Below are 25240 nucleotides of genomic sequence, written 5' to 3'. Positions count from 1 at the left end.
GCCGGGCCAACGTCCTTTTCCCCACCGTGGCTCTCCCGACATCAACGCACCCTCCCGGCGGTCAGGGGGTCTGGGCGCGCCAATTCCTGAAACGTGCACCCTTCGGAAAACCATCGTTCTCCGAGCGCCATTTTTGCCCGCTTAATTTACACTTGGGTCGTCCCCGGTGCAACACGGCAGGGGTAAACCACCGTCTCTTGGATGATTTCGTCCAAGATCCGGGGGAAACTGCGGACGATTTCGTCCACCTCGGATTTTTGAGGAAAAGGACGGGGAGGCCGGACCTTCCGAGCCCGTCGGAGACGGCGCAAAACAAAAAAGGCCCGGTTGTTGCCAACCGGACCCTGGAAATTCTGGTGGAGCCGAGGGGAATCGAACCCCTGACCTCAGCAGTGCGATTGCTGCGCTCTCCCAACTGAGCTACGGCCCCTTTGAGGGGTGGGCGTTGCCTGCCTGCTTTTCCTGGTGGAGCCGAGGGGAATCGAACCCCTGACCTCAGCAGTGCGATTGCTGCGCTCTCCCAACTGAGCTACGGCCCCGCCCTGGAAAAACAACCACTCAACACCTTACTCTAGCCTGACCCATCCTCTGCGGCAATGGCGAGGACCCTGGTGGAGCCGAGGGGAATCGAAACCCCTGACCTCAGCAGTGCGATTGCTGCGCTCTCCCAACTGAGCTACGGCCCCCAAGGGATCAGGGCGCGGAATTTCGCCGGATTGCCCCCGTGAGTCAAGAAGAAAAACACCCTCCGGCCCCTAGGGTCATCGGGGCTCCTGCCCGGCAACGGCAAAAAACAGCCCGCGTCTCTCCAGGCTTCCCTTTTCCTCTCGCCTGCCCCATCCCCGGCAGGACAAGACGTTAGCGGATCTGCCCCATGTCGAGCGCGCCTACCGAAGCCATCAAGGCATAAGAGGCAATAATAACATCAGCCTCGGCCGAGTAGGCATCCGCTTGCGCGTTGTACAGCGCGGTTTCCCCCGACAACAAGTCAATCAAGGAGCGTTGCCCCAACTGCCGCTCGCGGCGGGCCAAATCCAAGAACTCGCCCGCGATGTTGGCCTGATTGGCCAGGATACGCGCGTTGGCCCGCGACGTTTCCAACCGCTGCCACGCGTTGCGCACTTTTTCCTCAACCTGGGTTCGGGTATCGCCTTCGCTATGGCCGGCGGCCTGGGCCTCGGCCTCGGCGGCACGCAACGAGTTGACCGCGGTCATGCCCAGGTTAATGGACCACGTGGCCCGCACCTGCACCGAGGTGTTCATTTTGTCACCCTCAAGGGCATCAACGTTGTGCTTGAGAGCATTGCTAGCGACCAGATCAACCCGGGGGAACAGCCGCTCGCCCATCACCGACCCCGTCATCGCCCGCTGGGCCCCGGCCGCCGCCATGGCGGCCCGCAAGCTGGGGTTGGCGTCGCGAGCCCGGGCGAGGGCCGTGTCCAACGTGGTGGGCAGCACATCGCCCGCTGGGCCCTTGAGCGCCACCAGCCCCTTGGTGCTTGGGGGCACGAAGCCAAAGACCGCCTCAAACCGGTTGCGAGCAATCTGCACCGCGCCTTCGGCCTGCACGCGGCGGGCCTCGGCGCCGGCGAGCTGGGTCTTGGCCTGGAGAACGTCGGTGGACAGGCCGGAGCCCCGATCCACCCGGGCCTGTTCAAGACCCGTCTGCCGGCGCACATTGTCTTCGGACTGCCGGGCGTAGTCGAGAAGACGCTCGGCCCGCAGGAGGTTCACATAAGCGGTCAGCGCTTCTTGCATCAGGTTCTGGCGCACCGCCGTTTCTTCAGACGACGTTTGCTCAAGAACCAGACGTTGGGCTTCGATCCGGCTGTTGGTGCCCCCGAAATCCCAGAGTAACTGGGTCAAGGTCGCATCCGATTGCCATGTATGGTAGCTGGGGTCGGACATCCTTTGCGGTCGCTCGACGTGCTCATAGCCGGTCTGATTTTGCAAGGTCAGGACCGGAAACCACCCCCCCAGGGTTTCCCGGGCCCGGTTGCGCGCGGCCTCCACTCGGCTGTGGGCGGCGGCCACTTTGTCATGGGTGTCGATGATCTGGGGCAAGAGCTCTTGAATGGACTGGGCCCCTGCCAAGGTCGGCATCCCGGCGACCACTGTCACCAGGGCAAAAGCAAGGCTTCGTCTGCATCGTTTCACTGTCGCACGTCTCACTGTCGCACATCCCCCTTGATACCGCGCGCCACTTCTCAAGACGCCGTGAAGTTCCCTCTGCGCCGGCCTTTATTTAGATAGACTATCCTAGACGGTATGCCATCGAAGCTGTCTCGCGTCGAGGCTTCCCTTTCCCTGTGCCTCACAACGCCACCCCTACGACCAGAGGCGGCGAGCCCGGTGGATTGACCACACATCGCCCCCCGGGTAACCGGCGAGTAAACCATCCTCGACGGGCAGCCTCCGCCACCAAGACCGCCGGACGGGGCGCTTGAAAGCCTCGGGGATGGTTTCGACGATCCCCCCCTTGCGCCCAATGGCACAGGTCCGCCGCCAGGGCTCCGTCGTCGAGGGACGTCACCTCGCGGTGCTCCCACGCGAGTCCCAGGGCTTGACGCCCCTCCGAGCCCAGAGCCTGCAAGATCCCCTGGCGATCCAGATCAGCGCGCAGTTCTTCCCAGGTCCCAGCGCGGGACAAATGCTCCAGGGCTTCGCGCAGTACCGGATCGGTCGTGGCGTCACTCATGCCTTATACTCCCAACGGCCTTTACACTCCCAACGACGCCACGGCACGCGACCGGGCGGTCGCCACCGATGCGGGGTCAGGGGTATGCGAACGCCATGCCAACCGGGTGGGCGACGCCTCCAGTCCGGCCTGCCCCCCCACGAGCAGCAGCGGCCGCCCCTCGTCCCCGGGGCGCAGGGCATAAACCCGGCGGATATAGGTCCGCGCGCGGTCGCGGTCCCTCACCCGCCCTTCGGTCAGAAAATGGAAGCCATCGCAATAGAGGACGCCCGTGCCCGCCGGCAACCGGCACTGGGCACGCCGGGCCTCTTGAAGACTGGCAAAAGCAAACGGACGCTCTCCCCGGCCCAACAAAGCCGGCGCCTCCTCGTCCCCCACCGGTTCCGGCTCCCGAACCTCACGGGCGGGCTGGCGGCGCCCCCACAGCCAAAGGCCATGGGCCACCAGAGGCCCCAAGACCAAGACCACGGCCAAAATCATCCAGAGCCCTTCGCCCGAGCCCCCCCAAACGATCCCTCCAACGGTCACCCCGATGGAAGCCAAGGTCCCCAAAACGTAAAAGATAAAGGGTCATCGGCGGGCTCCAGTTGCTGGGCGGCCCGGTGCGGGGGCCGACATCCCTCCTGCCTACGCCGATGCTGTTAACATTCCGCCAAAAGGACACGCAAAGCCAAAGAAACGGCTCTGGAGGCGACCTCCTCAGCCCCTGTCCCTTCAGGCCCCGTTCACCTGCCCGCCGCCTCCAACGCCTTGAGCTTCAGGTAAATCATCCCGGCCATGACCGTGTCTTGAAAGGCATCGTGGGTACGAAAGGTAGGCAGATCAAGGGTCTGCAAAATCGTCGCAAAGCGTAAATCCACATTGCCCGTATACAGGCCATCGCGCCCTCGGGTACGCCAGTCATAGAACATCTCGGAGAGTTCGAGACGCGGGTTGGGCAGGCCGATCCCCAGCCAGGGGCGCGTCTGCCGCTCGATCAGGGCCACATCAAACTCGAGATAATAGCCGACCAAGGGCCGGGATCCGGCAAAGCGTAAGAAGCGCTCGACCGCCTCACGCGGCGCCACGCCCCGCTCCACATCCACCTCGCGCAGCAAATGAATCCGCACGGCGTCGCGGTCAATGGGACGGCTGGGCTTGACCACAAGGTCAAGCTTCTGGCTGGCCAGGATCCGGTTACCGCGCACCCGTACCGCCGCCAAGGTGATAATGTCATCGGTGCGGCGGTTGAGCCCGGTGGTCTCGCAATCGACGCACACCACCTCGTCGGGGGGCGGCGGGTCGAAAAGAAAGGCGAAGGCCGGATCCTTGAGGCGGCGCCGCGCGAGCGCCCGGCGAAGGCGCTGAAGCATCTCAGAACGCCCCCAAGTGGAAATGATGAGACAACAACGCCTTGAACCGCTTCACCACCAGCAAGGCATCGCGCAGGGCGTCATGCTGGGCCTTGCTCAGAGCGCCGGCCTCAATGCGGGTGTCGGCGCCCTCGCGGCCGGCCCGCGCCAAGCGCAGGGTCATCAAGGCCTGGAGCGCCTCGCCGAGATCGGCGGCCACCGTGTCTTCCAGCCGCCCCAAGGCGTTCAGGGCCTTGATGCGGTCGAAGGTGTTGGTTTCCGTCACCCCGTATTCCAGTGCCAGGGCCCGCACCCCATGAACGACCGGGAAAATCCCCCCTTTCTTGACATCCAGCCCGCCGCCCGCCTCCGAACGATCGACCACCAACTGGTGAAAAAAGCCAATGGGCGTATCAAACGCCAGAACAGGGCGGGCAAACAGGCTGAGAAAGGCATTGTTCCCGCGCAGCCGCTCGAACACCTCGTTCTTGAGACCCGCCAACAAGTTCACGTCACCGGCCACCGCCTCGGCATCCAAAAAAGCGGCAAGGTTGAGAAAGCCGGTTTCGCTGGGCTGGGTGATCCACCCGAGGAGATCATGGCGAAAGGCCGTCTCGTCTTGGGTCCAGGCCGGGTTGGACACCATCATGGCCCCGGGACACAGGGGATAGCCAAAGCTGACCATGGCCTCGGTAAAGCGCTGGCACAGGCCGCGCACGGCAACGGGGTCCCCTCCGTCGCGCAGAATCAAGGCGTTGTCTTGGTCGGTTTTGGTGAGTTGCTCGCCCCGGCCCTCCGACCCCATGACCACCAGACAACTCATACCTTCGGCCAGATCGGGCGCCGTCTCGGCGACCAGCAGGGCAAACAGTTTGGTTTGCAGCTTGCGCGACAGGTCGGACACCAGACGGGCCACGTCGCGCACGGGCACGCCCGAGCCGTTCATCCCTTGCACCAGGGGCTCCAGGGCCCGGGCCGCCCCGGCCAGATCGTCAATCGACTGGGCCCGGTCGACGCGCTGGGCCACCAGATGGGCGTGGCTCGACATATGCCCCAAGAGGTCGATCATTTCGAGCACGCCAATGATCTTGCCGTCGCGGCGCACCGGCAGGCGGCGAATGCCGTGGCGGGTCATGAGAATCTGGGCCGAAAACAAGAAATCGTCGGCCTCGACAAACACCGTGCGAAACGTGGCGCACACGCCGACCGGCGCCGTGGGGGCCAAGTCGCGGATAAACACGGCGTCGCGCAAGTCCGAACCCGATAACACCCCCAGCCGGCCGTCCTCGGCCTCGACCAGCAAGCTGGTCGCCCGGTGCTCCTTCATCAGCACCGCGGCGGAGCGCAACGACGTGCTGGCCGGAACGGTCAAGGGGGGATGCAAGTAGGCCTCCTGCACCCGGGCCACCATGAACCCGGCCATGCCCCGCACCTGCTGGGTCTGAGCATGGGCCGCCAGACGATCGCCCAGCGACGTGGCAAAAAAGCGCTCAAACCGGGGATTGGCCCGGCACAGATCAAGCACGAGTTGACGCGGCAAAACGTGGGCAATGGTCTCTTCCTGGGCCTCGGACACGTGGGGCGGCGCACCATGCAACAAGGCCATGGCCCCCACGCAGTCGCCGGCCCCGTGGACGGTCAGCAAATCATCACCGTCCCGTTCGGCCACCAAGCCCTTCAAAATAACAAAAAGCGCCTCACCCGGCCGATCCGGCCCGGTGAGACGCTCGCCTTGCTTAAAATAGGCGATATCCACCCCGCCTTGCAGCTTGTCACGCTCGCTCGGCGTCAAAGCGTCAAAGGGAGGCCCCCCAAAATCAAACGTCCCCATGATCGCACCTCTCCAGGAGTGGAGGGGTCTGGGGAGGCCCCCGCCTCCCCAGCCTTCCTTCTCTTGACTTAGTGGCTAGACGCCTGCTCGGCCCCCAAGCCCGTCTGCGAACGAACATACTGATCGTCGAAGGCCACCGCCTCGGCCCGGGCTTCATCCGAGGTATCCATCTTCGAAACAGCCCAAGCCACCAGGAAGGCGAGCGGCATGGAGAAGATGGCCGGGTTGGAGTACGGGAAGAGGGCTTCCGGGTGGCCCAGCACGCTCTTCCAGATCGGCGGGCCCAGGATCACCAGCACGGTAGCGGTGATAAGACCGGCGAACCCACCAAAGAACGCGCCCCGGGTGCTGAGGCCCTTCCAGAACATGGACAAGATCAGCACGGGGAAGTTGGCCGACGCGGCGATGGCGAAGGCGAGGCCGACCATGAAGGCGATGTTCTGGCTCTCGAAGGCAATGCCCAGGATAATCGCCACCACACCCAGAACCAAGGTCGTGATCTTGGAGACGCGGATTTCGTCGGTCTCGGCGGCGCGGCCCTTGCGGAACACCGAGGCGTACAGGTCATGCGACACCGCCGAGGCGCCCGAGAGGGTCAGACCCGACACCACCGCCAAGATGGTGGCGAAGGCGACAGCCGAGATAAAGCCCAGGAACACGTTGCCGCCCACGGCGTGCGCCAGATGGATGGCCGCCATGTTGGAGCCGCCCTGGATGCCCTTGCCGTCGGCCGCCATGAACTCGGGAACATTGAGCACCATGACGATGGCGCCAAAGCCGATGATGAAGGTCAGGATGTAGAAGTAACCGATAAACCCGGTGGCGTAGAACACCGACTTACGCGCCGCCTTGGCGTCGGCCACGGTGAAGAAGCGCATCAGGATATGCGGCAGGCCGGCGGTGCCAAACATCAAGGCGATGCCCAGAGAAATGGCGTCCACCGGATCCTTGACCAAGCCGCCCGGCTCCATCAGGGCAAGGCCCTTGGCGTGGACCTGGGTGGCCTTGGCAAACAGACCTTCCAGCGAAAAGCCAAACTGGACCATGACCATAATCGCCATGAAGGTGGCGCCCGAAAGCAGCAGCACGGCCTTGATGATCTGCACCCAGGTGGTGGCGAGCATGCCGCCGAACATCACATAGGCGACCATCAAGACGCCGACCAGGACCACGGCAATGGAATAGTCGAGGCCGAACAGAAGCTGGATGAGCTTGCCCGCACCGACCATCTGGGCGATCAGGTACAAGATCACCACCACCAGCGTGCCCGAGGCCGACATGGAGCGGATCGGCCCTTGCCCCAGGCGGAACGACGCCACGTCGGCGAAGGTGTACTTGCCCAGGTTGCGCAAGCGCTCGGCCACCAGGAACATGATGACCGGCCAGCCCACGAGGAAGCCGATGGAGTAGATGAGGCCATCGAAACCCGAGGTAAACACCAAGCCGGCGATCCCCAGGAAGGAGGCCGCCGACATATAGTCACCGGCAATGGCAAGGCCGTTTTGGAAGCCGGTGATGCCACCGCCAGCCGCATAAAAGTCCTTGGCCGACTTGGTGCGGCGCGCCGCCCAGTAGGTGATGCCCAGGGTCGCCACCACGAAGGCCACGAACATGGCAATGGCCGTGACGTTGACCGACTGCTTTTCAACCGCCCCATCCACCGAACCGGCGGCGAAGGCCACGGTGGGCAGAGCGAGGGAAACTGCGGCCGTCGTAACGGCCGCCAGGGTGCGTGCGGGATGGCTCGTCAAATTCGCCGTTGGCTCGGTACACATAGATCCCGGTCAGCAGGAAGGCCGACACGATCACCCCCAAGCCCACGGGAATGCCCACCGTGGTCACGGAGCCCTCGCCCAGCGGCTGGCCCAGGAGTTGGGGCCAGAAGGCGATGACCATCACGAAGCCGTAGTAAATGATCAGCATCACGGCAGCGAGGATCCAGGCAAAGCGCCCGCGCTTCTCGATCAGCTCGTGAAATTTTGGGTTCGCCCGAACCCGGTCATAAATCGTCCGAGACACTTTTACAGCCTCCCACAGAGGTCGGTCGGACGGTTTGCTGTCCGACTCTGTTCCGTTCCCCCGGGCGCCTCGCGGGGAGCTTGTTGCCCCTTCTACGATGCCCGAAATTTTGTGCCAGCGTCATAGCTGGGTTGCGTGCAGACGATACCTTACGCGCGCGGAAACACCAGCGGAATTTTGCCCTGGAGGGCGCCTTTCTGCGGGGCGACCCGGGACCCAAATGCCGCCAAGCGCCTCAAAGAAAAGGCAAAATTACACGGCGAAAGAATCAAACTCTCAACGGATTTTGTGCAGTGCCGTTACGGAAACAAAGAAACAAAAAATGAGCGCGACTTCCTTAGGGGTAAGACGATGTGACGCAACGGCAGGGACCATGAAAGCGAGAATTTCGGGAAATAAAAAAGGGGCGCGGCTTGTTTGGCCGAGCGCCCCGGAACGACGGTTTTCCCGACCACCGGTCGGGGAAGAGCCGGAAGGAAAAAAGGCAAGGCTGGGGAGGCTTGCCTCCCCAGACCCCTCGGCTTGCTAGGGTTTACTCCGGGGGGCGTCCTCCCGGCGGCGCAGGTCGGCCAGAAGGCGGGTGACCTCGGTGGACATGCTCTTGGTGGTTGAAGTGATTTCCCCGGCGCCCCCTAGGACTTGACCGGCCCCCCGGACGTTGTTGTGGGCTGCCTTGGTAATGGCCTCAAAGGTATCCGAGACCTGCCGGGTGCCCTGGGCCGCGCGCTGAACGTTGCGGGCGATTTCCTGGGTAGCGCTGCCTTGTTCCTCGACCGCACCGGCGATCCCCGACGAAATGTCGCACACCCGCTCGATCACCGTCCCGATGGCACGGATGGCCTCGACGGTATGCCGAGTCTCTTCCTGGACCGCCGAGATCTGGCCGGAGATTTCGTCGGTGGCCTTGGCGGTTTGATTGGCAAGGTGCTTCACCTCCCCCGCCACCACGGCAAAGCCCTTGCCCGTCTCGCCGGCCCGGGCGGCCTCAATGGTGGCATTAAGGGCCAGGAGATTGGTCTGACTCGCGATATCGTTGATGAGCTGTACCACCTCGCCGATCTTGTCAGCGGCGGTGGCCAGCCGCTCGACCATGGCATTGATGCGCGAGGTTTCGGCGGCGGCCTGGGACGACACCGCCGCCGCCTCGCCGACTTGGCGGCTGATCTCAAAAATCGAGCTGGAGAGTTCCTCGGCGGTGGCGGCGATGGCCTCGACGTTGCCCGTCACCTGCTGGGCGGCGGCCGCAACCTCGGCCGCCTTCTGAGCCGAGGTTTCCGCTTCGGCCAAGACGGTACGCGCCACCCCTTCCAGGGTTCCCGCCTGAGACAAAACCCGGTCGGTCAGCCCCACGGCGCTGCCTTGGATCTGGTCCGCAACCCGGTTCAGAGCGGCCTGTCGCTCTTCCAGGGATTTGTTGTTGAGAAACTCAAAGTAGGTATGAACAATAATGGCGATCTCTATAAAAAARAGAATCAMAAAAAAACTTCGATCGCCCGATCTTTTGATCCCTCAAAAAGGCTAGCCTCCTTAAGAAGAGACTTCATTGCCTCGGCGGCATAGGCAGGATAAGCCGATGACATATATGAAAATATATCATACTTACTAATAATGGCCTCGATCAGCACCTTTTCTTCAGCAATGAGTGCCTGATCAATTTGGCCGGCGCAGAGCTTTCTTAACTTGTTTCTTTCTTTTTCTACGATAGAGAACGGCAACACCCCAATCGATGGATCAAGAGTGGCGTAACCTTTATTAATTATTTTTTCAAAATGTTTGTTGATCCGATCGAAATTACGTCGGCCTATGTCGATTTTTTCCTGGGGCCACTTTTTAATCAGGTGGTCAAGGGAGGCCATCGGATATTCTCCTCAAGAGAGAGCACACCTCATCCCTAGACGAAGACTATAATATTCTCGCGGTCAGGAAAAGTCCCCCAACCACTCCCGCAGAGTGGTCGGAAGACAGAGGGCGTGCCATCTGGCGGAAGAAAAAAATAACGGAGACTGGGTCGGCATAGCCTCCCCCAAACCCCTCGTTCACGTTGGTCCTGCGCACGAGGCAATGCCCCAGAAATAGGGGGGACTGGGCAGGCGGCGCCGCCCCAGTCTTTATTGTTTTTTTCTTTCCCCACCCCACTTTTCGCGGCCTGCGTAAGCGACTCCATCCCGTCACAACTCGATCGTTTCGCTACCGACATTGGCGCCTGCGTTTGCAGGCCACTCGTTACCACCGAAGAACAAAGGGACGACGGCCCCCTTCAGGCCTCAGGCCTCCGCTTCAGTGGGGGGCAGACGGCGATACAGGGTCGGGTCCGCCAGGGCACGCACCGAGATCGTGCGATAACCTCCCGCCCGATCTCCCTGGCGGATCAGCCGGGCGTGCGGTGGCATGTTCGTGACCTCGATCACGCGGTCAACCACCCAGACACTTTTGGTTTCACCATCGGTCTTGGCGAAGCGGTCCCGGGGTTTAATGTCCCGAAACCAGGAGAAAGGTTTGTTCAGGCCAAACATCCACACGACTTTGCCCCCGTTCGCAAGAGCGCCCCTCGTCTTCCTGCCGCTCGCGTGGGCTGGGTCCGAAAGGCTCTTCTTCTTTTGGCGATCATCCCGCGAATTTGCGAAAGTTTCAAGGCTACGGCCGGTCGTTGCCAAGGCGTTTTATTTTGGCACTGCGGCACGAAGCGAGATAAACTCCGCGATACCCCGTTGTCGCCCCGGGGCGGGCGCGATACCCTAAAGCGCTTCCAACTGGCGGCGGCGGGCAAACCTGTGGGGGACGAGGGCCTGGGGCATGATTGAACCAAAGTATCGGCTGGTGACCCGATCAGACTTTGACGGACTCGTGGCAGCCATCTTGCTCCGCGAGCTAGAGTTGATAGACACCATCACCTTCGCTCACCCCAAGGACATGCAAGACGGCAAGGTGGCCATCAGCGCGCAGGATATCACGACCAATCTGCCCTACGTGGATGGCGTGCACCTCTGCTTTGATCATCACCTGTCGGAAACCGTGCGGGTGGGGCCACGTGATAATCACATTATTGATGCCGCCGCCCCCTCGGCCGCTCGGGTGGTCTACAACTACTATGGGGGAAAGCAGCGGTTTTCCGATATCTCGGATGAGCTGATGGAAGCCGTCGATAAGGCCGATTCAGCGGACTACACCGAGGAAGATATCCTGGCGCCCGATCGTTGGACCCTCCTCAACTTTATCATGGATCCGAGAACCGGACTTGGCCGCTTCAAAGATTTCACAATTTCCAATTATCAACTGATGATGGATCTGGTGATTTATTGTCGCCACCACCCCATTGAGGAGATCCTGACGCTGCCCGATGTGGTGGAGCGCGTCCACTTGTACTTTGAACACCGCGAAAAGGCCGAGCGGCAGATCGTGCGTAACGCCGTGTTGCACGACAAAACCGTCGTCTTGGATCTCCGGGGCGAGGACCCGATCTTCGCCACCAACCGATTTTTGATTTATGCCCTGTTCCCTCAAGCCAGCATGTCCATTCACGTGCTGGATGGGCGCGACAAGAAGAACACCGTGCTCGCCCTCGGCAAGTCCATCCTTGATCGCAGCGCCCGGGCCAATGTCGGGGCGCTCACCCTGCGCTACGGCGGCGGGGGACACGAAGCGGCGGGAACTTGTCAGGTGGACACGCACCAAGCCGATCGGGTCTTGGCCGAACTTCTCGAGCAGATCCGGCGCGACGGTTAAGCAGTTTTTTGCAAAGGAGCCCCCCATGGCCGCGTCCCTGGATCCCCGTACCGCCGTGGCCGTGGCCCGGGCCGGGTTGGAGCGTTCGCGTCGCCCTTCGACCCCCAAGCCCGGCGATCAGCACTGCCAGCGCTGCGGTGCCACCTTTGCTTGGGAGCGCGCCAACGGGAGCGAAGGCTGGGTCATGCGCTTGGTCAAATCGTCCGACAAGTGCGACTGTGGCTATGGCCGTCGCGGCGGTCCCGGGGGGTGAGCGCAAAAGAGCCTGGGGAAGAGGCGGCCTCCCCAGGCCCTCTCGCTGAGACCCCGGTGTGAGGTACGCTCAGGCCTCGGGGCGGCGCCGGCGAGAGGTCGCCGGGACGGTGCGCGACACCAAAGGGGACGGCGCTTCCGGTTCCGGCGACTCCATCAAGTCCGTCAGGTCCATCGGTTCGGCGGATTCATCCCCCTCGGCACAGGGCGTCAGGTCGAGGGGATCTGGCGCGAATAAGGTGCGAACCTTGTTGTCGAGCGCCTGCTCGTGGTGGCGCTCCAAGGCAAGCAAGGTGCTTTCCAAGGCCTCGGCCACCTCGCCACCATCACGCATCAAAGACGCGAAGCGGCGCACGATGTCGTGCTTTTCCGGGGGCAGACGCATCAGCATCTCGGTTGGCATGCTTGGTTCGGGGGACCCCGGAGGCGGCGTGGTCGTTCCGTTGAGATAGGGGACGTAGGCCATGTCCTCGCCCATGATATGCCCCATGATCCAGGTCACCAAAAAATGGCGGACCTTTCCCAGATCAATGGCATCAGGACTGCGCCGATACTGTCGGGCCAAAGCCCCAATCAAAGCCCGGAAATCGGCGTGGGCGCGACGGTGACGGTCAAACTCGGGAAAGTGAGCACTGATCATGAAGCGCTCTTCGCGCTCGAAGTGCTCGGCGGCATAGACCTCAAGGGCATGGAGCGTGGCCGCAACCTCGGCGAGGGACGATCTCCGGCGCTCGTGCTCGGCGATGGCCTCCATGAGATCGAACAGGCTGCTGTGGTCCTTGTCGATGGCCTTGATGCCAGTGGCAAACCGCTGCGACCATGCCATGCTTGTCATGGCGTCCTCCGTGGGTTGGCGCGAGGCCTTATTTTCTTCTTTATCGCCGATTCATCATGGGATCGACAAGACTCCACGCTCCATTGAGCAGCACAAAAGCACCGACGACGGTGACCAATAATCCCGTCAAAATAAAAATTAATTTTATGCTTTTCATCAGTTCGCGGCGCCGGCGCCGCTTGGTCTCGGCGATCAGTCGTTCCCGCTGAACCCGAAGCTTGGCCTGTTGCGCCCGCCGCTTGGCCAGTTGCGCCTGGGTCAGTCGCGTCGCCATGGCTCTTCTGGCCCTCCTTGTGCGTCGGCGGATCTTCCGGCCGGTCCGTGGCTCCCTGGGGTCGGGAGGGGTCTATTTCCCGTGGTGTCCCTGGCGTATAACACGATTTTGTCAGACGGGCGACCCGCGATCATGAGGAACGGGTCCTCCTGGACGAAGGCAAAAAGGGAGGCACGTTTCCAGCCCCCTCCGTCCTGGGGCCGTGTCCCGTCCGAGGGAGGGGCCTGGGATGGTGATTGCGTCCTCCCCCCCGGATCTGGTAGCGATGAAGGGGACAGGATGGGCGAAACGCCGCTGCCGCCTCCCCCCGAACGCCCGGCCACGCAGCCGCAGCGTCGTGTGCCCGCTTTTTAGCGACAGGCAAGGGACACCGGGCAGCAGAGGGTCGAGGTGGACCCGGACAAGGCTTCCGGAAATCGGCCCTCATTTGGCGTCTTTTCTTCCTGGATGGACAGGGCAGCCCGCCGCCTTGTCTCACTCAAGCGTGATCCGGATCCATGAGAACCGCAGAACCCCAAACGATCGACGACCTGGAACATTGGGCCAGGGAGCGTGGGATCACCGAGGTTGAATGCCTGGTCCCCGATACGTCGGGTATCCCCCGGGGCAAGATCCTGCCGGCGCAGAAATTCCTGTCGGGCTTGCGCGATCGCGGCCTGCGCCTGCCCGAGTCGGTGTTCACCCAGACTGTCACCGGGGATTACCCCGAGGATGACCCGATCGACATTGCCGATTCCGATATTTATTTGCGGCCCGATCCCAAGACCATCCGCCGTGGTGCCTTGGTACGAGGAGCCGACCGCCCAGGTCATTAACGACTGCGTTTATCGCGATGGCTCCATGGTGGGCTGCGCCCCGCGCCAAGTGTTGCGCTCGGTGTTGAAGCTCTACGAGGAAAAGGGCTGGCGGCCCGTGGTCGCGCCCGAACTGGAATTCTACCTCGTGCGCATCAATGCCGACCCTGACTACCCCCTGGAACCGCCCATCGGTCGCTCGGGCCGGGCCGAGACCGGACGCCAAGCCTACGGGATCGACGCCGTCAACGAGTTCGATCCGTTGTTCGAGGACATCTACGACTACGCCGAAGCGCAGGAGTTGGATGTTGATACCCTCCATCACGAGTCGGGCACCGCCCAGATGGAGATCAACTTCAACCATGGCGACGCGTTGGAACTGGCCGATCAGGTCTTTTTGTTCAAGCGCACGGTGCGCCAAGCGGCCCTTCGGCACAACCTGTATGCCACCTTCATGGCGAAGCCCCTGCGGGGTCAGCCGGGCAGCGCCATGCACCTCCACCAAAGTGTCGAGGACTTGGTGACCGGGCGCAACGTCTTCACCACCCCGGGCGGCACCGACGCCGACCTGTTTCGCTGGCACATCGGCGGGCTGCAAAAATACCTGCCCCAGTGCCTACTGATGCTGGCCCCCAACGTCAACAGCTACCGGCGGTTCCTGCCCGACCAGAGTGCGCCGATCAACATGCACTGGGGCCTCGACAACCGAACCGTCTCCTTGCGCGTGCCCTATGCCTCGCCTTCGGCCCGACGGGTAGAAAATCGGCTGTCGGGGGCGGATGCCAATCCTTACTTGGCGATCGCCGCCTCGCTGGCCTGCGGCTACCTGGGCATGATCGAGGAGGTGGAGCCCTCGGCCCCCATCACCGGCAGCGCCTACACCCGGGCCCACAACCTGCCGCGCCACCTCCCCGACGCCATTGAGCGCTTTGGCCGGGCGCGTCAGTTGCACGAACTGCTGGGACAGGATTTTGTCCGCGTCCTCATCTCGGTCAAGTGGGCCGAGTGGGATGCCTACCAGCACGTTATTTCCAGTTGGGAACGGGAATATCTCCTTCTCAACGTTTAGACACAGCGGATCCGTTTGATGGACAGCTCGATGAAGGGGCGCTTGTCGCTCGGCTTTTCCTGCGTGGGTCACGCGTTCAGCCACGTTTTTGAACCCGTGTTCTTCGTGGTGGCCCTGACCTTGCCGGCGGCGTTCGGCATTTCCTATGAGGCGGCCCTGGGCCTGATCGTCGTGGGCAAGATCTTGTATGGTCTGGCCTCGCCGATCTCCGGCTGGCTGGGCGACCGCTGGAGCGCCATGGGCATGATGACCCTGTTCTTCCTGGGGGTGGGGGGCAGCGCCATCTGGGCCGGCCTCGCCTCGGGCCCCGCGGAGATGGCCATCGCGCTCACCTTCATGGGGCTGTTTGGCAGCATTTACCATCCCGTGGGCCTTGCCCTTTTGGTCCGAACCGCCGTCAACCGGGGCAAGGCCTTGGGGATCAACGGGGCGTTTGGTGGGTTCGGCCCGGCCGTGGCCGGCATCGGAGCCGGTGCCCTCATCGACTTCACCGGCTGGCGCTCGGCCCTGATCGTTCCTGGGATCTTGTGTGTGGTGTGCGGGTTGGCCTTCTGGCTGGCCCAGGCCCGCGGCTGGGTCAGCGCCGGGGCCGAGAACACCAAGCCCGAGCCCGTCCCCGATCGCCGCGCCATGGTGCGGGTCAATCTGGTGCTGGCCGGGGTCATGTTGCTCGGTGGGATTATCGCCCAGGCCACCCAGGCCGCCATGCCAAAATTGTTTGAAGACCGGATGGGCGATCTGCTGGGGGGCGGCGCGCTGGGCGTTGGCGGCGCGGTGATGGCCGTTTATGGCTTGGCCGGATGCTTCCAGATTTTTGCCGGTCACCTCGCCGACCGCTTTCCCCTCAAGAATGTGTATATCGGCATGTATCTGGTCCAGGGACCGGCCCTGGCGGCGGTGGCCCTGCTGGCCGGCCTGCCGCTCGGCGCCGCCATGGCCATCGCCCTGTGCGCCAGCATCGGCGCCTTGCCGGCGGAAAACGGCTTGCTGGCCCGCTACACCCCGGCCCGCTGGCGTTCGACCGCCTTTGGCTTCAAGTACGTGCTGAGTTTTGGCATTAGTGGTCTGGGGGTGCCCCTGGTGTCGGTGATGCGCGGCGCCACCGGTGACTTTACCGCCTTGTTCCTGCTGCTGGGCGGCCTGACCCTCGTGGTCATCGCCCTGCTGGCCTCCCTGCCCTCGGAACGGCCCATTGTGGCCGAATCCCAGGCAGCCCCGGCCGAATAACATGGCGCTCTGCCTCCACCGGACGGAGCGCGCCCCTGCGATCACCCTGGTGCCGCTGGAAGAAGCCGAGGTTTCAGCCCGCCTCGCCGGCCCGGACGATCCGCTAGTGCCGGCTGTCGTCCTCCACGCCGCCCACCAACGGGCCCTGGCCGGCGTGGCTTGGTATTGGTGCGCTCCTTGCTTGTTCATCGCTCTCGATGACGGAAGCGTGCTGGGCTGCGCCTCCTTTTTGGACGCCGATGCCCCCGAGAACCACTCGGTGGAACTGGGCTACGGCATCTTGCCGGCGTTTCAAGGGCGGGGCGTCGCCACCCAAGGCGTGGCCCTAATGCTGGCGCGGGCGCGCTTGGCCTGTCCTCAGGTAATCGTGACCGCCCGCACCGCTGTGAGCAATCACGCCTCGGCCCGCGTGCTGGAGAAGAACGGCTTTCGTCCCTGGGGCCGAGCCCATGACCCCGACGACGGCGATCTGATCGTCTGGCGGACGGGATAAGGAAACGAGGGGTCTGGGGAGGCCGCGCCTCCCCGGCCTTCCTTTTTACTCCCCTACAGAACCTGCCTCAAACTTGCCGTATTTCCTTGACCGCTCCCAGACCTTGGGTTTTGGTGTGCGCTCTTTATCCGACGTGGCGAAAAGCCCGTTTGGTGCGTGCATCCCCCAGCCGGAGCGGTCTCGATGTCGAAGGTGAAGTTTTTTTCCGGGGAAAACGTCCCTCTGGAAATGCATAAGGTTCGGATTGTCCAAAAGCTGACCCTGCCGCCCATCGAGCGGCGTCTTGCGGCAATCCAGGAGGCGGGCAACAACACATTCTTGTTGAAGAACCGCGACATTTACCTGGATATGCTGACCGACAGCGGCGTCAACGCCATGAGCGACAAGCAACTTGGCGCCATGATGGAAGCGGATGACAGCTACGCCGGCTCCGAGACCTTTTCCAAGCTCCAAGACAAGATCCGCGATATCTTCGGCATGGAGTATTTTCTGCCCGTGCACCAGGGCCGCGCCGCCGAGAACATCGTTTCCAAGGTGTTTGTCCGCCCCGGAACCGTGGTGCCGATGAACTATCACTTCACCACCTCCAAGGCGCACATTGTGCTCAATGGCGGGACGGTCGAAGAGATCCTGATCGACGAGGGGCTGGCGGTGACCAGCACCCATCCCTTCAAGGGCAACATCGATCTCGACAAACTCCAGGCCCTGATCAACACCCATGGGGCCGACACCATCGCCTATGTCCGCCTGGAAACCGGCACCAACCTGATTGGCGGACAGCCCCACTCGTTGCAGAACCTGCGCGAGGTCAGCACCCTGTGCCGGGCCCACGGCATCTTGGTGGTCTTTGACGCCTCGCTGCTGGCCGACAACCTCTACTTCATCAAGACGCGCGAAGCCGCCTGCAAGGACATGTCGCTGCGCGAGATCACCCGCGAGATCTCCGGGCTGGTGGACGTGATTTACTTCTCGGCGCGCAAGCTGGGCTGTGCCCGGGGCGGCGGCATCATCACCAACAGCGAGGACGCCTACCTCAAGATGCGCGAGTTGGTGACGCTGTATGAGGGCTTCTTGACCTACGGCGGCATGTCCATTCGCGAGATCGAGGCCCTGACCGTGGGCCTTGAGGAGACCATGGACGAGGACATGGTGTCCCAGGGACCGCAGTTTATTGGGTATATGGTCGAGGAACTGAGCCGTAAGGGCGTGCCGGTGATTACCCCGGCCGGGGGCTTGGGGTGTCACCTCGACGCCATGCGCTTCCTCGACCATCTGCCCCAGACCGAGTATCCGGCCGGAGCCCTGGCCTCGGCGTTGTATTTGGTCAGTGGGGTGCGCGGCATGGAGCGAGGCTCGGTCTCCGAGCAGCGCGACGCTGAGGGCAACGAGACTTACTCTAACATGGAGCTGTTGCGCCTTGCCGTACCGCGCCGGGTGTTCACTTTGTCCCAGCTCAAGTACGCGGTCGATCGCATTAGCTGGCTTTATGAAAATCGGGCGCTGGTCGGGGGATTGCGCTTTATTGAGGAGCCCAAGATTCTGCGCTTCTTCTTTGGCAAGCTTGCGCCGACCACCGATTGGCAAAGCGCGCTGGTCGCCAAGTTCCGGGCGGACTTTGGCGATAGCCTTTAGAAGAGAAGAGAAGGCTGGGGAGGCTCGCCTCCCCAGACCCCTCTTTTCCTTAGTCCCGTGGCTCGCGCCGCAACAAGTCGAGTTGCTCGGCTCCCGGCTGTCCGGTCAGGGTCCCCTCGTCCTCCACATCCTCCAAGGCGTCGTCGCCATCGCGGGCCCGGGCGCCATAGGCCGCCAACGCGGGGCGGGCATCCAGCAGGCCGGCGGCTTTTAGTTCCTCTACCCCCGGCAGATCCTCCAAGTCGGCGAGGCCGAACTGGTCGAGAAAGCCTTCGGTGGTGCCCCAGGTCAGCGGTCGCCCCGCCGTCTGACGTCGGCCCCGGGGACGGATCCAGCCGGCTTCCAGGAGTTGGTCGAGGGTTCCCTTGGACAAGGCAACCCCTCGGATTTCCTCGATCTCGGCTCGGGTTACCGGTTGATGGTAGGCAATGACCGCCAGGGTTTCGAGGGCGGCGCGCGACAGCCGGCGAGGCTCGGGCGTCACCAACCGCAAATGGGGTGCCAGATCGGGGGCGGTGCGAAAGGCCCAGCGCCCGCCGAGGCCAACCAGGATCACGCCGCCTCCCGCATGGCGGGCCTGGATCTCGGTCAACAACCCGCCAACATCGGCGCCCGGCGGAAGGCGGGTCGCGAGATCGGCCACGGTGAGCGGCTGGGGGGAGGCAAACAGCAAGGCCTCGACCAGCCGGCGCTGGAAGGTCTCGTCCGTGGCCTCGGGAGGCGGCAGGGGGGGAACGTCAGTCATGCAGGGCCATCGGGCGTTTACGCACGAACAGCGGCGCGTCGGGCCCGCCGTCCTGGCGCAGGTCAAGAAGGCCCTGGCGTGTCAACTCCAGGGCGGCGACAAAGGTCGCGGCGACGGCCGAGCGCCGCACCAGGGCCACGGCCGACGGCTCGGGCAAAAACGCGGCGAGCGCCGTCCAGTCTCCCGCCGGCCCCAGCATGGCCTCAATGCGCTTGAGGGCATCATCGACGCTGTAGAGGTCGAAGGGCTCAACGGTCAACACGCGCGGCCGGTCGGCGGCGCGGCGCACGGCGCCATAGGCCCTCAACAGATCGTGCAAGCGCCCCTGATAGACCGGCTGGCGAATCATGGCGAGCCCTTCGGGAGCGCCGCGCGCAAACAGATCGTGGCCCAGGCGGGGCCGCGCCATCAAGGCCTGCCCGGCGTGTTGCATGGCTTCCAGCCGGCGCAACTGGAACTGCAAGGCGGACGCCATGGCCTCGCCCGAGGGCTCCTCGGCACTTTCCTTGGGCAGCGGCAGCAACAAGCGCGACTTGAGATAGGCGAGCCACGCCGCCATCACCAAATAATCGGCCGCCAAGTCCAGACGCAGCCGACGGGCTGCGGCAACAAAGGCCAGATACTGTTCGGCCAGTTGCAAAATGGACAAACGGGTCAGATCCACCTTCTGGTCGCGGGCCAGGGTCAGGAGGACATCAATCGGTCCTTCAAACCCTTGCAGGTTGAGGACCAGATCGATGAGCCGGTCCTCTTCCTCCCCTTGATCAGCCTCAAGGGGCAAGGGGATTTCCGGCGGTGACATAAACCGCCCCCATCAGGGCCCGAACCAGGGGCGTGACGATCCAGCCAAACGGATCGAAGTCCACCCCAAGGACCTGAAAGCCCATGGGCAGCAAAAACAACAGGCCAAACAGCAAGGCCATGCCGGCTTGCTCCAGGCGCATGAAGGCCCGCGCGGCCTTGAGCGGCAGCACTCCCGCCAGCAGCCGGGCACCGTCGAGGGGCGGCACGGGCAGCATGTTGAACACGGCCAGCACGCAGTTGATGAGCACCGACTTTTGCAACAGCGTCCCTAGCCAGCGCAGGGCTTCGTCGGGCAGAGCGAAGACCCCGTGCAGCAACACCGCCGACACCACGGCCAGAAAGACATTCATGGACGGGCCGGCCAGGGCGATCAGGGCCATGTCGCGCTGGGGATGGCGCAGGTTGCGCGTATCCACCGGCACCGGCTTGGCCCAACCAAACAGGAAGGGCGCGTTCAAGAGGAACAGGAGCGCCGGCAACCCCAGGGTGCCCATGGGATCGACGTGGCGCAACGGGTTAAGGGACAAGCGCCCCAGCAAGCGCGCCGTCGGGTCGCCTCGCCAGTTGGCCACGTAGCCATGGGCCGCCTCGTGCAAGGTGATCGCCAGCACAAGGCCGGGCAGCCAGGTCAGGACCTCAAAGATCACGTCACCCATTGAGCAGCTCCCCCAGGCGCGCCAGACCGCCGGCGGCATCGTAGCCGGGATCGGGCAGGCGGCGCTGTTGGCGGGCGGTGTCCCAGCGTCGCTGGGCGGCGGAGTCAAGGGGACGGGCGCCGCGCGCCGCCTGCTCCATTTCGGAGGCATCGCCGTTGCAATGCAACACCAAGTCGCACCCTGCCGCCAGAGAGCGCCGCGAGCGCTCCTCCATGGACCCAGCCAGGGCCTTCATCGACAAGTCATCGGTCATCAGAAGGCCGTCGAAGGCACAGGCGCCGCGAATCACCCGCTCGATGACCGTGGGCGACAAGGTGGCCGGGGCATCGGCATCAAGTGCCGTATACAAAATATGAGCGGTCATGGCGAACGGCGCCTGGGCCAGGGCCCGGAACGGCACCAGATCGTGGGCCACCAGATCATCAAACGCGGTATCGATGACTGGCAGGGCTTCATGGCTGTCGGCCTGGGCCCGACCGTGGCCGGGGATGTGCTTGACCACGGGATAGACGCCTCCCGCTTCCAACCCGTCGATCACCGCCGCCCCCAAGGTGGTCACCTCGTCGGGATCCTCGGAGAAGGCGCGGTCGCCCACGATGTCGTGGGCCCCGGGATGGCGGACATCAAGAACCGGCAGGCAATCGGTATCGATGCCCAGAGCCAACAGGTCGTGGGCAATCAAGCGGGCATTGAGCCATGCCGCCTCGCGGCCCAGGGCCGGGTCGCGGGCATACAGCTGCCCGAACACCTCGGCGGGCGGCGGGGCGCGCCACAGGGGGGGCTTCAGGCGATGGACGCGGCCCCCCTCCTGGTCGATGAGCACGGGCGCGTCGGGGCGACCGACCAAGGCCCGCAGGGACTCGGTGAGGGCGCGCACCTGATCGGGATCGCGGACGTTGCGCCGGAACAGGATAAAACCGAACGGATTGATTTCGCGCAAAAACGCGGCTTCCCAGGGGGTCGGGGTCAGGCCCGACACCCCGAGAATGAGGGCCAAGGGTTCAGCGGACAATGAGGCACCCCTGTCCCCGGGCCGCGAGGGCGTCACACAAGGTCTTGGCGTCGGCGCGCGAGGCTACCCCTTTGGCTCGAAGGCGATAGAACACCCCCTTGTCGCCGAGGTCGGCACGCACCACCTCGTGCTGCAAGCCTCCCACGAGATCGCGATGTTGCGCCATCAGCTTCTGCCAAACCGCCTCGGCTTCCTCGGCGGTGCGCAGGGCCACGAACTGGACCACGGCCGGACCGCCCGCCGCAGACGCCGCGGGGGCAGGGCCCGGCTTGGCCGCAACCTGCTCGGTGGTCTTGGCCGGCGCGGCCTGGGTCGCGGGGGGCTGAACCGGGGCCGGCTGGGCCTTGGCGGGAGCGGTCAAAACCTGTGGCGCCGGCTTGGCCGGGGTCGGCTGGGCCGCGGCTTGGACTGGAGCCGCCGGGGCCGGGAGTGGAGTCGGGGCCGGCTGGACTTTGGCGGTTGGCGGAGCGCTCACGGGGGCGGGAGCCGCAACCGCTGCGGCCGGAGCCGCAACGGAAGCGGGCGAAGGAACACTGGTCACCGGGGCCATGGGCTGCGGACGGCTGGTCAGGGCGGGAGCCAGCGCGGGCCGGGGGCSGAGACCATCGGCGGGCAGAGCCAAAGGCGCTGTCTCGTCGTCGTCAACGGCCGGAGCCGGTGGGGGCGGTGTCACCCCGGCCGCGGACAAAGCCGGAGCGGGAGCCGGGGACGGCAAGCGCGGCTGCTCGGGCTCGGGCAGCAGGGTTTCGGCCGGCAAGCTAGAGGGATCATCCTCGCTGAGGCGACCGTAGACGTGCTTATCCTTGTTCTCGACCTGGAGACCGCCCGGCTCTTCGGGGCGTTCCTTGATGGTCTGGGTCTCGGCCGTAACCAAGGGCACGAGGCTTTCGTCGTCAGCCACCTGGGCAGTCCCACCGCCCAGCAGATACCAAGCGGCCAGTCCGGCCACGAGAAGGCCACCGCCGATCCCGGCCACAATGGCGATGAGTCCGGCCTTGCTTGACGGCGCGGGATCGTCGTCGTCCAGATAGATTTCGTCGGTGTCGCGCAGTTCCTCGGGGAGAAGTTTAAGGAGCTGCTGCTCGTCCAGATCGACCTTGTCGTCGTCGTCGCTGGAGCGGCGGATCACCATCAGCGCATCTCCTCTTTGGGGTGGACTCCGAAGATTTCCAGACCGGAGGCGATCACCGTTGCCACGGCCTGCACCAAGGCGAGGCGGGCCAGGGATGTGGCTTCGTCGTCGGGCAACAGGAAGCGCAACTCCGCGTGTTCGTTACCACGGTTCCAAAGACCATGGAAGGCTGCGGCCAGATCCGCCAGATAAAACGCAACACGATGAGGCTCGTGGGCCTCGGCGGCACTTTCCACCAGCCGTGGCCAGCCTGCGAGCAAACGGATCAGGGCCAACTCCTCGGGAGCGCCCAGTCTGGCAACATCGCAGGTGGCGGCGAGCGTTGCCGGTGAAAGATCGCGTCCGGCGAAGGCCTCGGTGGCATGACGGCGCACCGAGCAGGCCCGGGCATGGGCATACTGAACGTAAAAGACCGGGTTCTCGCGGGTGGTCTCGGTCACGCGGGCATAATCGAAGTCCAAGGTGGCATCGTTACGCCGGGTCAACATGATAAAACGGACCACGTCCTTGCCCACCGCCTCGACCACCTCGCGCAAGGTGATGAAAGTACCGGCACGCTTGGACATTTTCACGGGCTCGCCGTTGTCGAGCAGCTTGACCAACTGGATGAGCTTGACGTCGAGACTGCCCTTGTCGTCGGACACCGCCTTGACGGCGGCGGACAAACGCTTGACATACCCACCGTGATCGGCACCCAACACGTTGATCAAATTGAAAAAACCGCGCTCGACCTTGTCGGCGTGATAGGCGATGTCACTGGCGAAATAGGTCCAACTGCCATCAGACTTGCGCAAAGGCCGGTCCACCTCGTCGCCGTAGCGGGTGGCGCGGAACAAGGTCTGGGGCCGGGGCTCCCAGTCCTCGGGCACCTTGCCCTTGGGCGGCTCCAGCACGCCGACATAGACCAGATCGCGCTCTTCCAGGTCCCCCAGCAGGCGCTCGACCCGTCCCGCCCGCACCAGGGCGCGCTCGGACGTGAAAACATCGTGGTGGACGCCGAGCAAGGCCAGATCCTCGCGGATCAGCTCCATCATGCGGTCGATGGCAAAATCACGCAGCGGAGCAAGCCACGCGGACTCGGGTTGGTCGAGCCAGCGGTCGCCCTCGGCCGCCGCCAGGGCCTCGGCCGCCGGAATGAGGTAGTCGCCGCCATACTCGATGGCCCGCTCGGCCAGCAGGGCCTGGAACCCCTCCTCGCTCAACGCACCCCGGGCCACCCGGTAGCGCGCGTGCAGGGCCCGGGCCAGGGCATCGACCTGGGCGCCGGCGTCGTTGACATAATACTCGCGGGTGACCGCGTACCCGGCCTTGGTCAGCAAGGCGGCCAGGGCATCGCCGAACACGGCACCGCGCCCGTGGCCGACGTGCATGGGACCCGTCGGGTTGGCCGAGACGAATTCCACGTTGACCCGCTCGCCAGCGCCCATTGATGACGCGCCATAGGCCGTCCCCAGGCGCAAGATGGCGCCCACGCTGGCCTGCCACAACGCTGGCTGCAATCTAAGGTTAATAAACCCGGGGCCGGCGACGCTCACCTCCGAAATCCCCGGCGCCTGGGCCAGGGACCGGACCAAGGCCTCGGCCAGGGCGCGGGGAGCAAGACCGGCGGGCTTGGCGAGGACCAGGGCGGCATTGGTGGCCATGTCCCCGTGCTCCGGGTCGCGCGGCGGCTCCACGGTCACGCGCGAGGCGTCGAGGTCGGCCGGCAGAGTCCCGGCGGCCTGAAGAGCCGCCACGGCCCCAAGGACAATCTCTTTGACGTCGTTAAAGATGTTCATGGTCTCACCAAGGGGTCAAACACTCAAGGCATGCTCGTCGAGCGCGAACAGGTCGGTCATGCCGGCGATAGCGTCACACACCTCATGCCCCGTCTGCTGGCACCCCTCTTCGGGCGCCCCCTCAAGTCTTCGACCAGTCGGGTAAAAAGATCCTTGACGACCCGCAAGACTGTGCCGGTCTTTCGGAGAAACAGAGGGTTTTGATTGAGGCTTTAGCGTAAATTCACCTTTAGATCGCAAGACCGCCCGCCCGGCGCGGGTTGAACGGCTCTGGAGTTGCCCCAAAGCCCCCCGACGGCGACCGACGCGGGGGCAAGAGTTTCGTGGATCCCCCACGGGGGCGCAAGACCGTGATCGCATGCCGCGGGGCAATGTCCCCGAGGCCCGGGCCAACGGGTGAGCGGGGCTCCTGGCGGGCGACGGCCAATATAAGGACAGGCTGAGGGAGGCCTTGATCCCTCGGCGTGCCCCTCCCATCTCGCCTTAAGACCAATAGGAGACCCTTTCTAGGAGACCCTTTCCCATGACCCTCGCCGCCCAGACCGCCCCCGCCGGTTCTCTGACCCTTTCCGATGCCGCTGTGGCCCGCCTCAAGGCCTTGCAAGAGGCGAAGCAGGAGCCCGGCCTCCTGCTGCGTGTCAGCGTCAGCAGCGGAGGGTGCCAAGGTTTCTCCTTGAACTTCAGCCTCACCGATGAGCGTTTCGACTCCGACCACGTGATCGACCGTGACGGGGCCCGCGTGGTCGTGGATGCGGACTCCCTGGCCCTGCTCGACGGCGCCGAGATCGACTTCACCGACACCTTGATGAGCCAGTCATTCATAGTGCGCAACCCGCACGCCACCAGCACGTGTGGATGCGGCAGCTCCTTCTCTCTTTAGCGTCTTTCTTTTTCGTATCCTCTGCCTTTTTCGCCCTACGGCCGCCTTGAATCGG

General features: G+C 64.0%; 24 protein-coding genes, 1 tRNA gene, 2 other RNA genes and 2 pseudogenes. 7 read left to right on the top strand and 22 right to left on the bottom strand.

Translation table 11 applies throughout. The features are described from left to right. Window positions 1–354: 354 nt before the first annotated feature. The 13 genes and pseudogenes from ssrA (RSPPHO_RS16190) to RSPPHO_RS16130 all read right to left on the bottom strand — a co-directional run bounded on the left by ssrA (RSPPHO_RS16190) (window position 355) and on the right by RSPPHO_RS16130 (window position 10392). Window positions 355–430: a transfer-messenger RNA gene (ssrA, locus tag RSPPHO_RS16190) on the bottom strand. 33 nt (window positions 431–463) lie between these two features. Next, window positions 464–539, bottom strand: a transfer-messenger RNA (tmRNA) gene (ssrA, locus tag RSPPHO_RS16185). 70 nt (window positions 540–609) lie between these two features. Next, window positions 610–686, bottom strand: a tRNA-Ala gene (locus RSPPHO_RS16180). Between the two features lie 172 nt (window positions 687–858). Then, window positions 859–2157 carry a TolC family protein gene (locus RSPPHO_RS16175; RefSeq protein ID WP_157879283.1) on the bottom strand — a complete coding sequence of 433 codons (1299 nt, stop codon included), beginning with the start codon at window positions 2155–2157 and terminating at the stop codon, window positions 859–861. A gap of 157 nt (window positions 2158–2314) precedes the next feature. Next, on the bottom strand, window positions 2315–2698 hold the full coding sequence (locus RSPPHO_RS16170) for a hypothetical protein (RefSeq protein ID WP_041796001.1): 384 nt from the start codon (window positions 2696–2698) through the stop codon (window positions 2315–2317). 21 nt (window positions 2699–2719) lie between these two features. Next, window positions 2720–3178 carry a hypothetical protein gene (locus tag RSPPHO_RS16165; RefSeq protein WP_157879282.1) on the bottom strand — a complete coding sequence of 153 codons (459 nt, stop codon included), beginning with the start codon at window positions 3176–3178 and terminating at the stop codon, window positions 2720–2722. A gap of 245 nt (window positions 3179–3423) precedes the next feature. After that, window positions 3424–4050: a 3'-5' exonuclease gene (locus tag RSPPHO_RS16160; protein ID WP_014416281.1), complete on the bottom strand. Its 627-nt coding sequence runs from the start codon at window positions 4048–4050 to the stop codon at window positions 3424–3426. A gap of 1 nt (window position 4051) precedes the next feature. After that, entirely contained in the window at window positions 4052–5860 is a 1809-nt protein-coding gene (locus tag RSPPHO_RS16155; RefSeq protein ID WP_014416280.1) for a putative nucleotidyltransferase substrate binding domain-containing protein, read from the bottom strand. A 68-nt stretch (window positions 5861–5928) separates the two neighbouring features. Continuing rightward, window positions 5929–7635: a cation acetate symporter gene (locus RSPPHO_RS16150; protein ID WP_014416279.1), complete on the bottom strand. Its 1707-nt coding sequence runs from the start codon at window positions 7633–7635 to the stop codon at window positions 5929–5931. Then, window positions 7595–7879, bottom strand: a pseudogene (locus RSPPHO_RS16145) (DUF485 domain-containing protein); the annotation flags it as partial. The pseudogene RSPPHO_RS16145 and the gene RSPPHO_RS16150, both read right to left, overlap by 41 nt. Before the next feature lie 525 nt (window positions 7880–8404). Beyond that, window positions 8405–9229 (bottom strand): methyl-accepting chemotaxis protein, encoded by an 825-nt coding sequence (locus RSPPHO_RS16140; RefSeq protein WP_014416277.1) that lies wholly within the window; start codon window positions 9227–9229, stop codon window positions 8405–8407. A gap of 122 nt (window positions 9230–9351) precedes the next feature. Further along, the gene (locus RSPPHO_RS16135; protein ID WP_041795998.1) at window positions 9352–9735 is read right to left on the bottom strand and encodes a hypothetical protein; all 384 of its coding nucleotides are present in this window, start codon (window positions 9733–9735) and stop codon (window positions 9352–9354) included. 408 nt (window positions 9736–10143) lie between these two features. After that, window positions 10144–10392: a hypothetical protein gene (locus RSPPHO_RS16130; protein ID WP_157879281.1), complete on the bottom strand. Its 249-nt coding sequence runs from the start codon at window positions 10390–10392 to the stop codon at window positions 10144–10146. Window positions 10393–10672: 280 nt separating this feature from the next. On the opposite strand from RSPPHO_RS16130, the gene RSPPHO_RS16125 reads away from it, so the two are divergent. After that, window positions 10673–11602, top strand: a complete 930-nt coding sequence (locus RSPPHO_RS16125) for an exopolyphosphatase (protein WP_014416275.1) — start codon at window positions 10673–10675, stop codon at window positions 11600–11602. A 25-nt stretch (window positions 11603–11627) separates the two neighbouring features. Beyond that, complete coding sequence (locus tag RSPPHO_RS16120) at window positions 11628–11855, top strand: hypothetical protein (RefSeq protein WP_014416274.1); 228 nt, start codon at window positions 11628–11630, stop codon at window positions 11853–11855. 69 nt (window positions 11856–11924) lie between these two features. Here the strand turns inward: RSPPHO_RS16120 and RSPPHO_RS16115 are convergent, their stop codons facing one another. Beyond that, window positions 11925–12689: a bacteriohemerythrin gene (locus tag RSPPHO_RS16115; protein WP_014416273.1), complete on the bottom strand. Its 765-nt coding sequence runs from the start codon at window positions 12687–12689 to the stop codon at window positions 11925–11927. A gap of 40 nt (window positions 12690–12729) precedes the next feature. Next, complete coding sequence (locus RSPPHO_RS16110; RefSeq protein ID WP_041795996.1) at window positions 12730–12963, bottom strand: hypothetical protein; 234 nt, start codon at window positions 12961–12963, stop codon at window positions 12730–12732. A 497-nt stretch (window positions 12964–13460) separates the two neighbouring features. Between RSPPHO_RS16110 and RSPPHO_RS16105 the strand changes: the two are divergent. The 4 genes and pseudogenes from RSPPHO_RS16105 (at window position 13461) to RSPPHO_RS16090 (ending at window position 18178) form a co-directional block, all read left to right on the top strand. Next, window positions 13461–14826, top strand: a pseudogene (locus RSPPHO_RS16105) (glutamine synthetase family protein). An 18-nt stretch (window positions 14827–14844) separates the two neighbouring features. Next, the gene (locus RSPPHO_RS16100) at window positions 14845–16053 is read left to right on the top strand and encodes an MFS transporter (RefSeq protein WP_157879280.1); all 1209 of its coding nucleotides are present in this window, start codon (window positions 14845–14847) and stop codon (window positions 16051–16053) included. Between the two features lies 1 nt (window position 16054). Further along, window positions 16055–16546: a GNAT family N-acetyltransferase gene (locus RSPPHO_RS18215; protein ID WP_051013955.1), complete on the top strand. Its 492-nt coding sequence runs from the start codon at window positions 16055–16057 to the stop codon at window positions 16544–16546. 183 nt (window positions 16547–16729) lie between these two features. Continuing rightward, window positions 16730–18178, top strand: coding sequence for a tryptophanase (locus RSPPHO_RS16090; protein WP_041795994.1), 1449 nt, complete (start codon window positions 16730–16732; stop codon window positions 18176–18178). A gap of 49 nt (window positions 18179–18227) precedes the next feature. On the opposite strand, the gene scpB is transcribed toward RSPPHO_RS16090, so the two are convergent. The 7 genes from scpB to RSPPHO_RS22095 are packed head-to-tail and all read right to left on the bottom strand — an operon-like array spanning window position 18228 to window position 24665. After that, a complete protein-coding gene (gene scpB / locus RSPPHO_RS16085) occupies window positions 18228–18923 on the bottom strand; it encodes an SMC-Scp complex subunit ScpB (RefSeq protein ID WP_051013954.1) in 696 nt (231 codons plus the stop codon). Further along, complete coding sequence (locus RSPPHO_RS16080) at window positions 18916–19725, bottom strand: segregation and condensation protein A (RefSeq protein ID WP_014416266.1); 810 nt, start codon at window positions 19723–19725, stop codon at window positions 18916–18918. Before RSPPHO_RS16080 ends, scpB begins: the two co-directional genes overlap by 8 nt. After that, window positions 19694–20383 (bottom strand): site-2 protease family protein, encoded by a 690-nt coding sequence (locus tag RSPPHO_RS16075; protein ID WP_041795992.1) that lies wholly within the window; start codon window positions 20381–20383, stop codon window positions 19694–19696. The genes RSPPHO_RS16080 and RSPPHO_RS16075 overlap by 32 nt, the downstream gene beginning before the upstream one ends. Further along, window positions 20376–21395: a beta-N-acetylhexosaminidase gene (gene nagZ / locus RSPPHO_RS16070; protein ID WP_041795989.1), complete on the bottom strand. Its 1020-nt coding sequence runs from the start codon at window positions 21393–21395 to the stop codon at window positions 20376–20378. The genes RSPPHO_RS16075 and nagZ overlap by 8 nt, the downstream gene beginning before the upstream one ends. Further along, window positions 21385–22527, bottom strand: a complete 1143-nt coding sequence (locus tag RSPPHO_RS16065; protein WP_014416263.1) for an SPOR domain-containing protein — start codon at window positions 22525–22527, stop codon at window positions 21385–21387. The genes nagZ and RSPPHO_RS16065 overlap by 11 nt, the downstream gene beginning before the upstream one ends. Then, the gene (gene argS / locus RSPPHO_RS16060) at window positions 22527–24305 is read right to left on the bottom strand and encodes an arginine--tRNA ligase (protein ID WP_014416262.1); all 1779 of its coding nucleotides are present in this window, start codon (window positions 24303–24305) and stop codon (window positions 22527–22529) included. The genes RSPPHO_RS16065 and argS overlap by 1 nt, the downstream gene beginning before the upstream one ends. 15 nt (window positions 24306–24320) lie before the next feature. Next, window positions 24321–24665, bottom strand: coding sequence for a hypothetical protein (locus RSPPHO_RS22095; RefSeq protein ID WP_422610577.1), 345 nt, complete (start codon window positions 24663–24665; stop codon window positions 24321–24323). Between the two features lie 163 nt (window positions 24666–24828). On the opposite strand from RSPPHO_RS22095, the gene RSPPHO_RS16055 reads away from it, so the two are divergent. Then, window positions 24829–25185 carry a HesB/IscA family protein gene (locus tag RSPPHO_RS16055; RefSeq protein ID WP_014416261.1) on the top strand — a complete coding sequence of 119 codons (357 nt, stop codon included), beginning with the start codon at window positions 24829–24831 and terminating at the stop codon, window positions 25183–25185. Window positions 25186–25240 lie beyond the last annotated feature (55 nt).

It is taken from the genome of Pararhodospirillum photometricum DSM 122 (genome assembly GCF_000284415.1).
Classification (GTDB): domain Bacteria; phylum Pseudomonadota; class Alphaproteobacteria; order Rhodospirillales; family Rhodospirillaceae; genus Pararhodospirillum; species Pararhodospirillum photometricum.
This window is presented reverse-complemented; position numbering and strand designations above follow the sequence as displayed.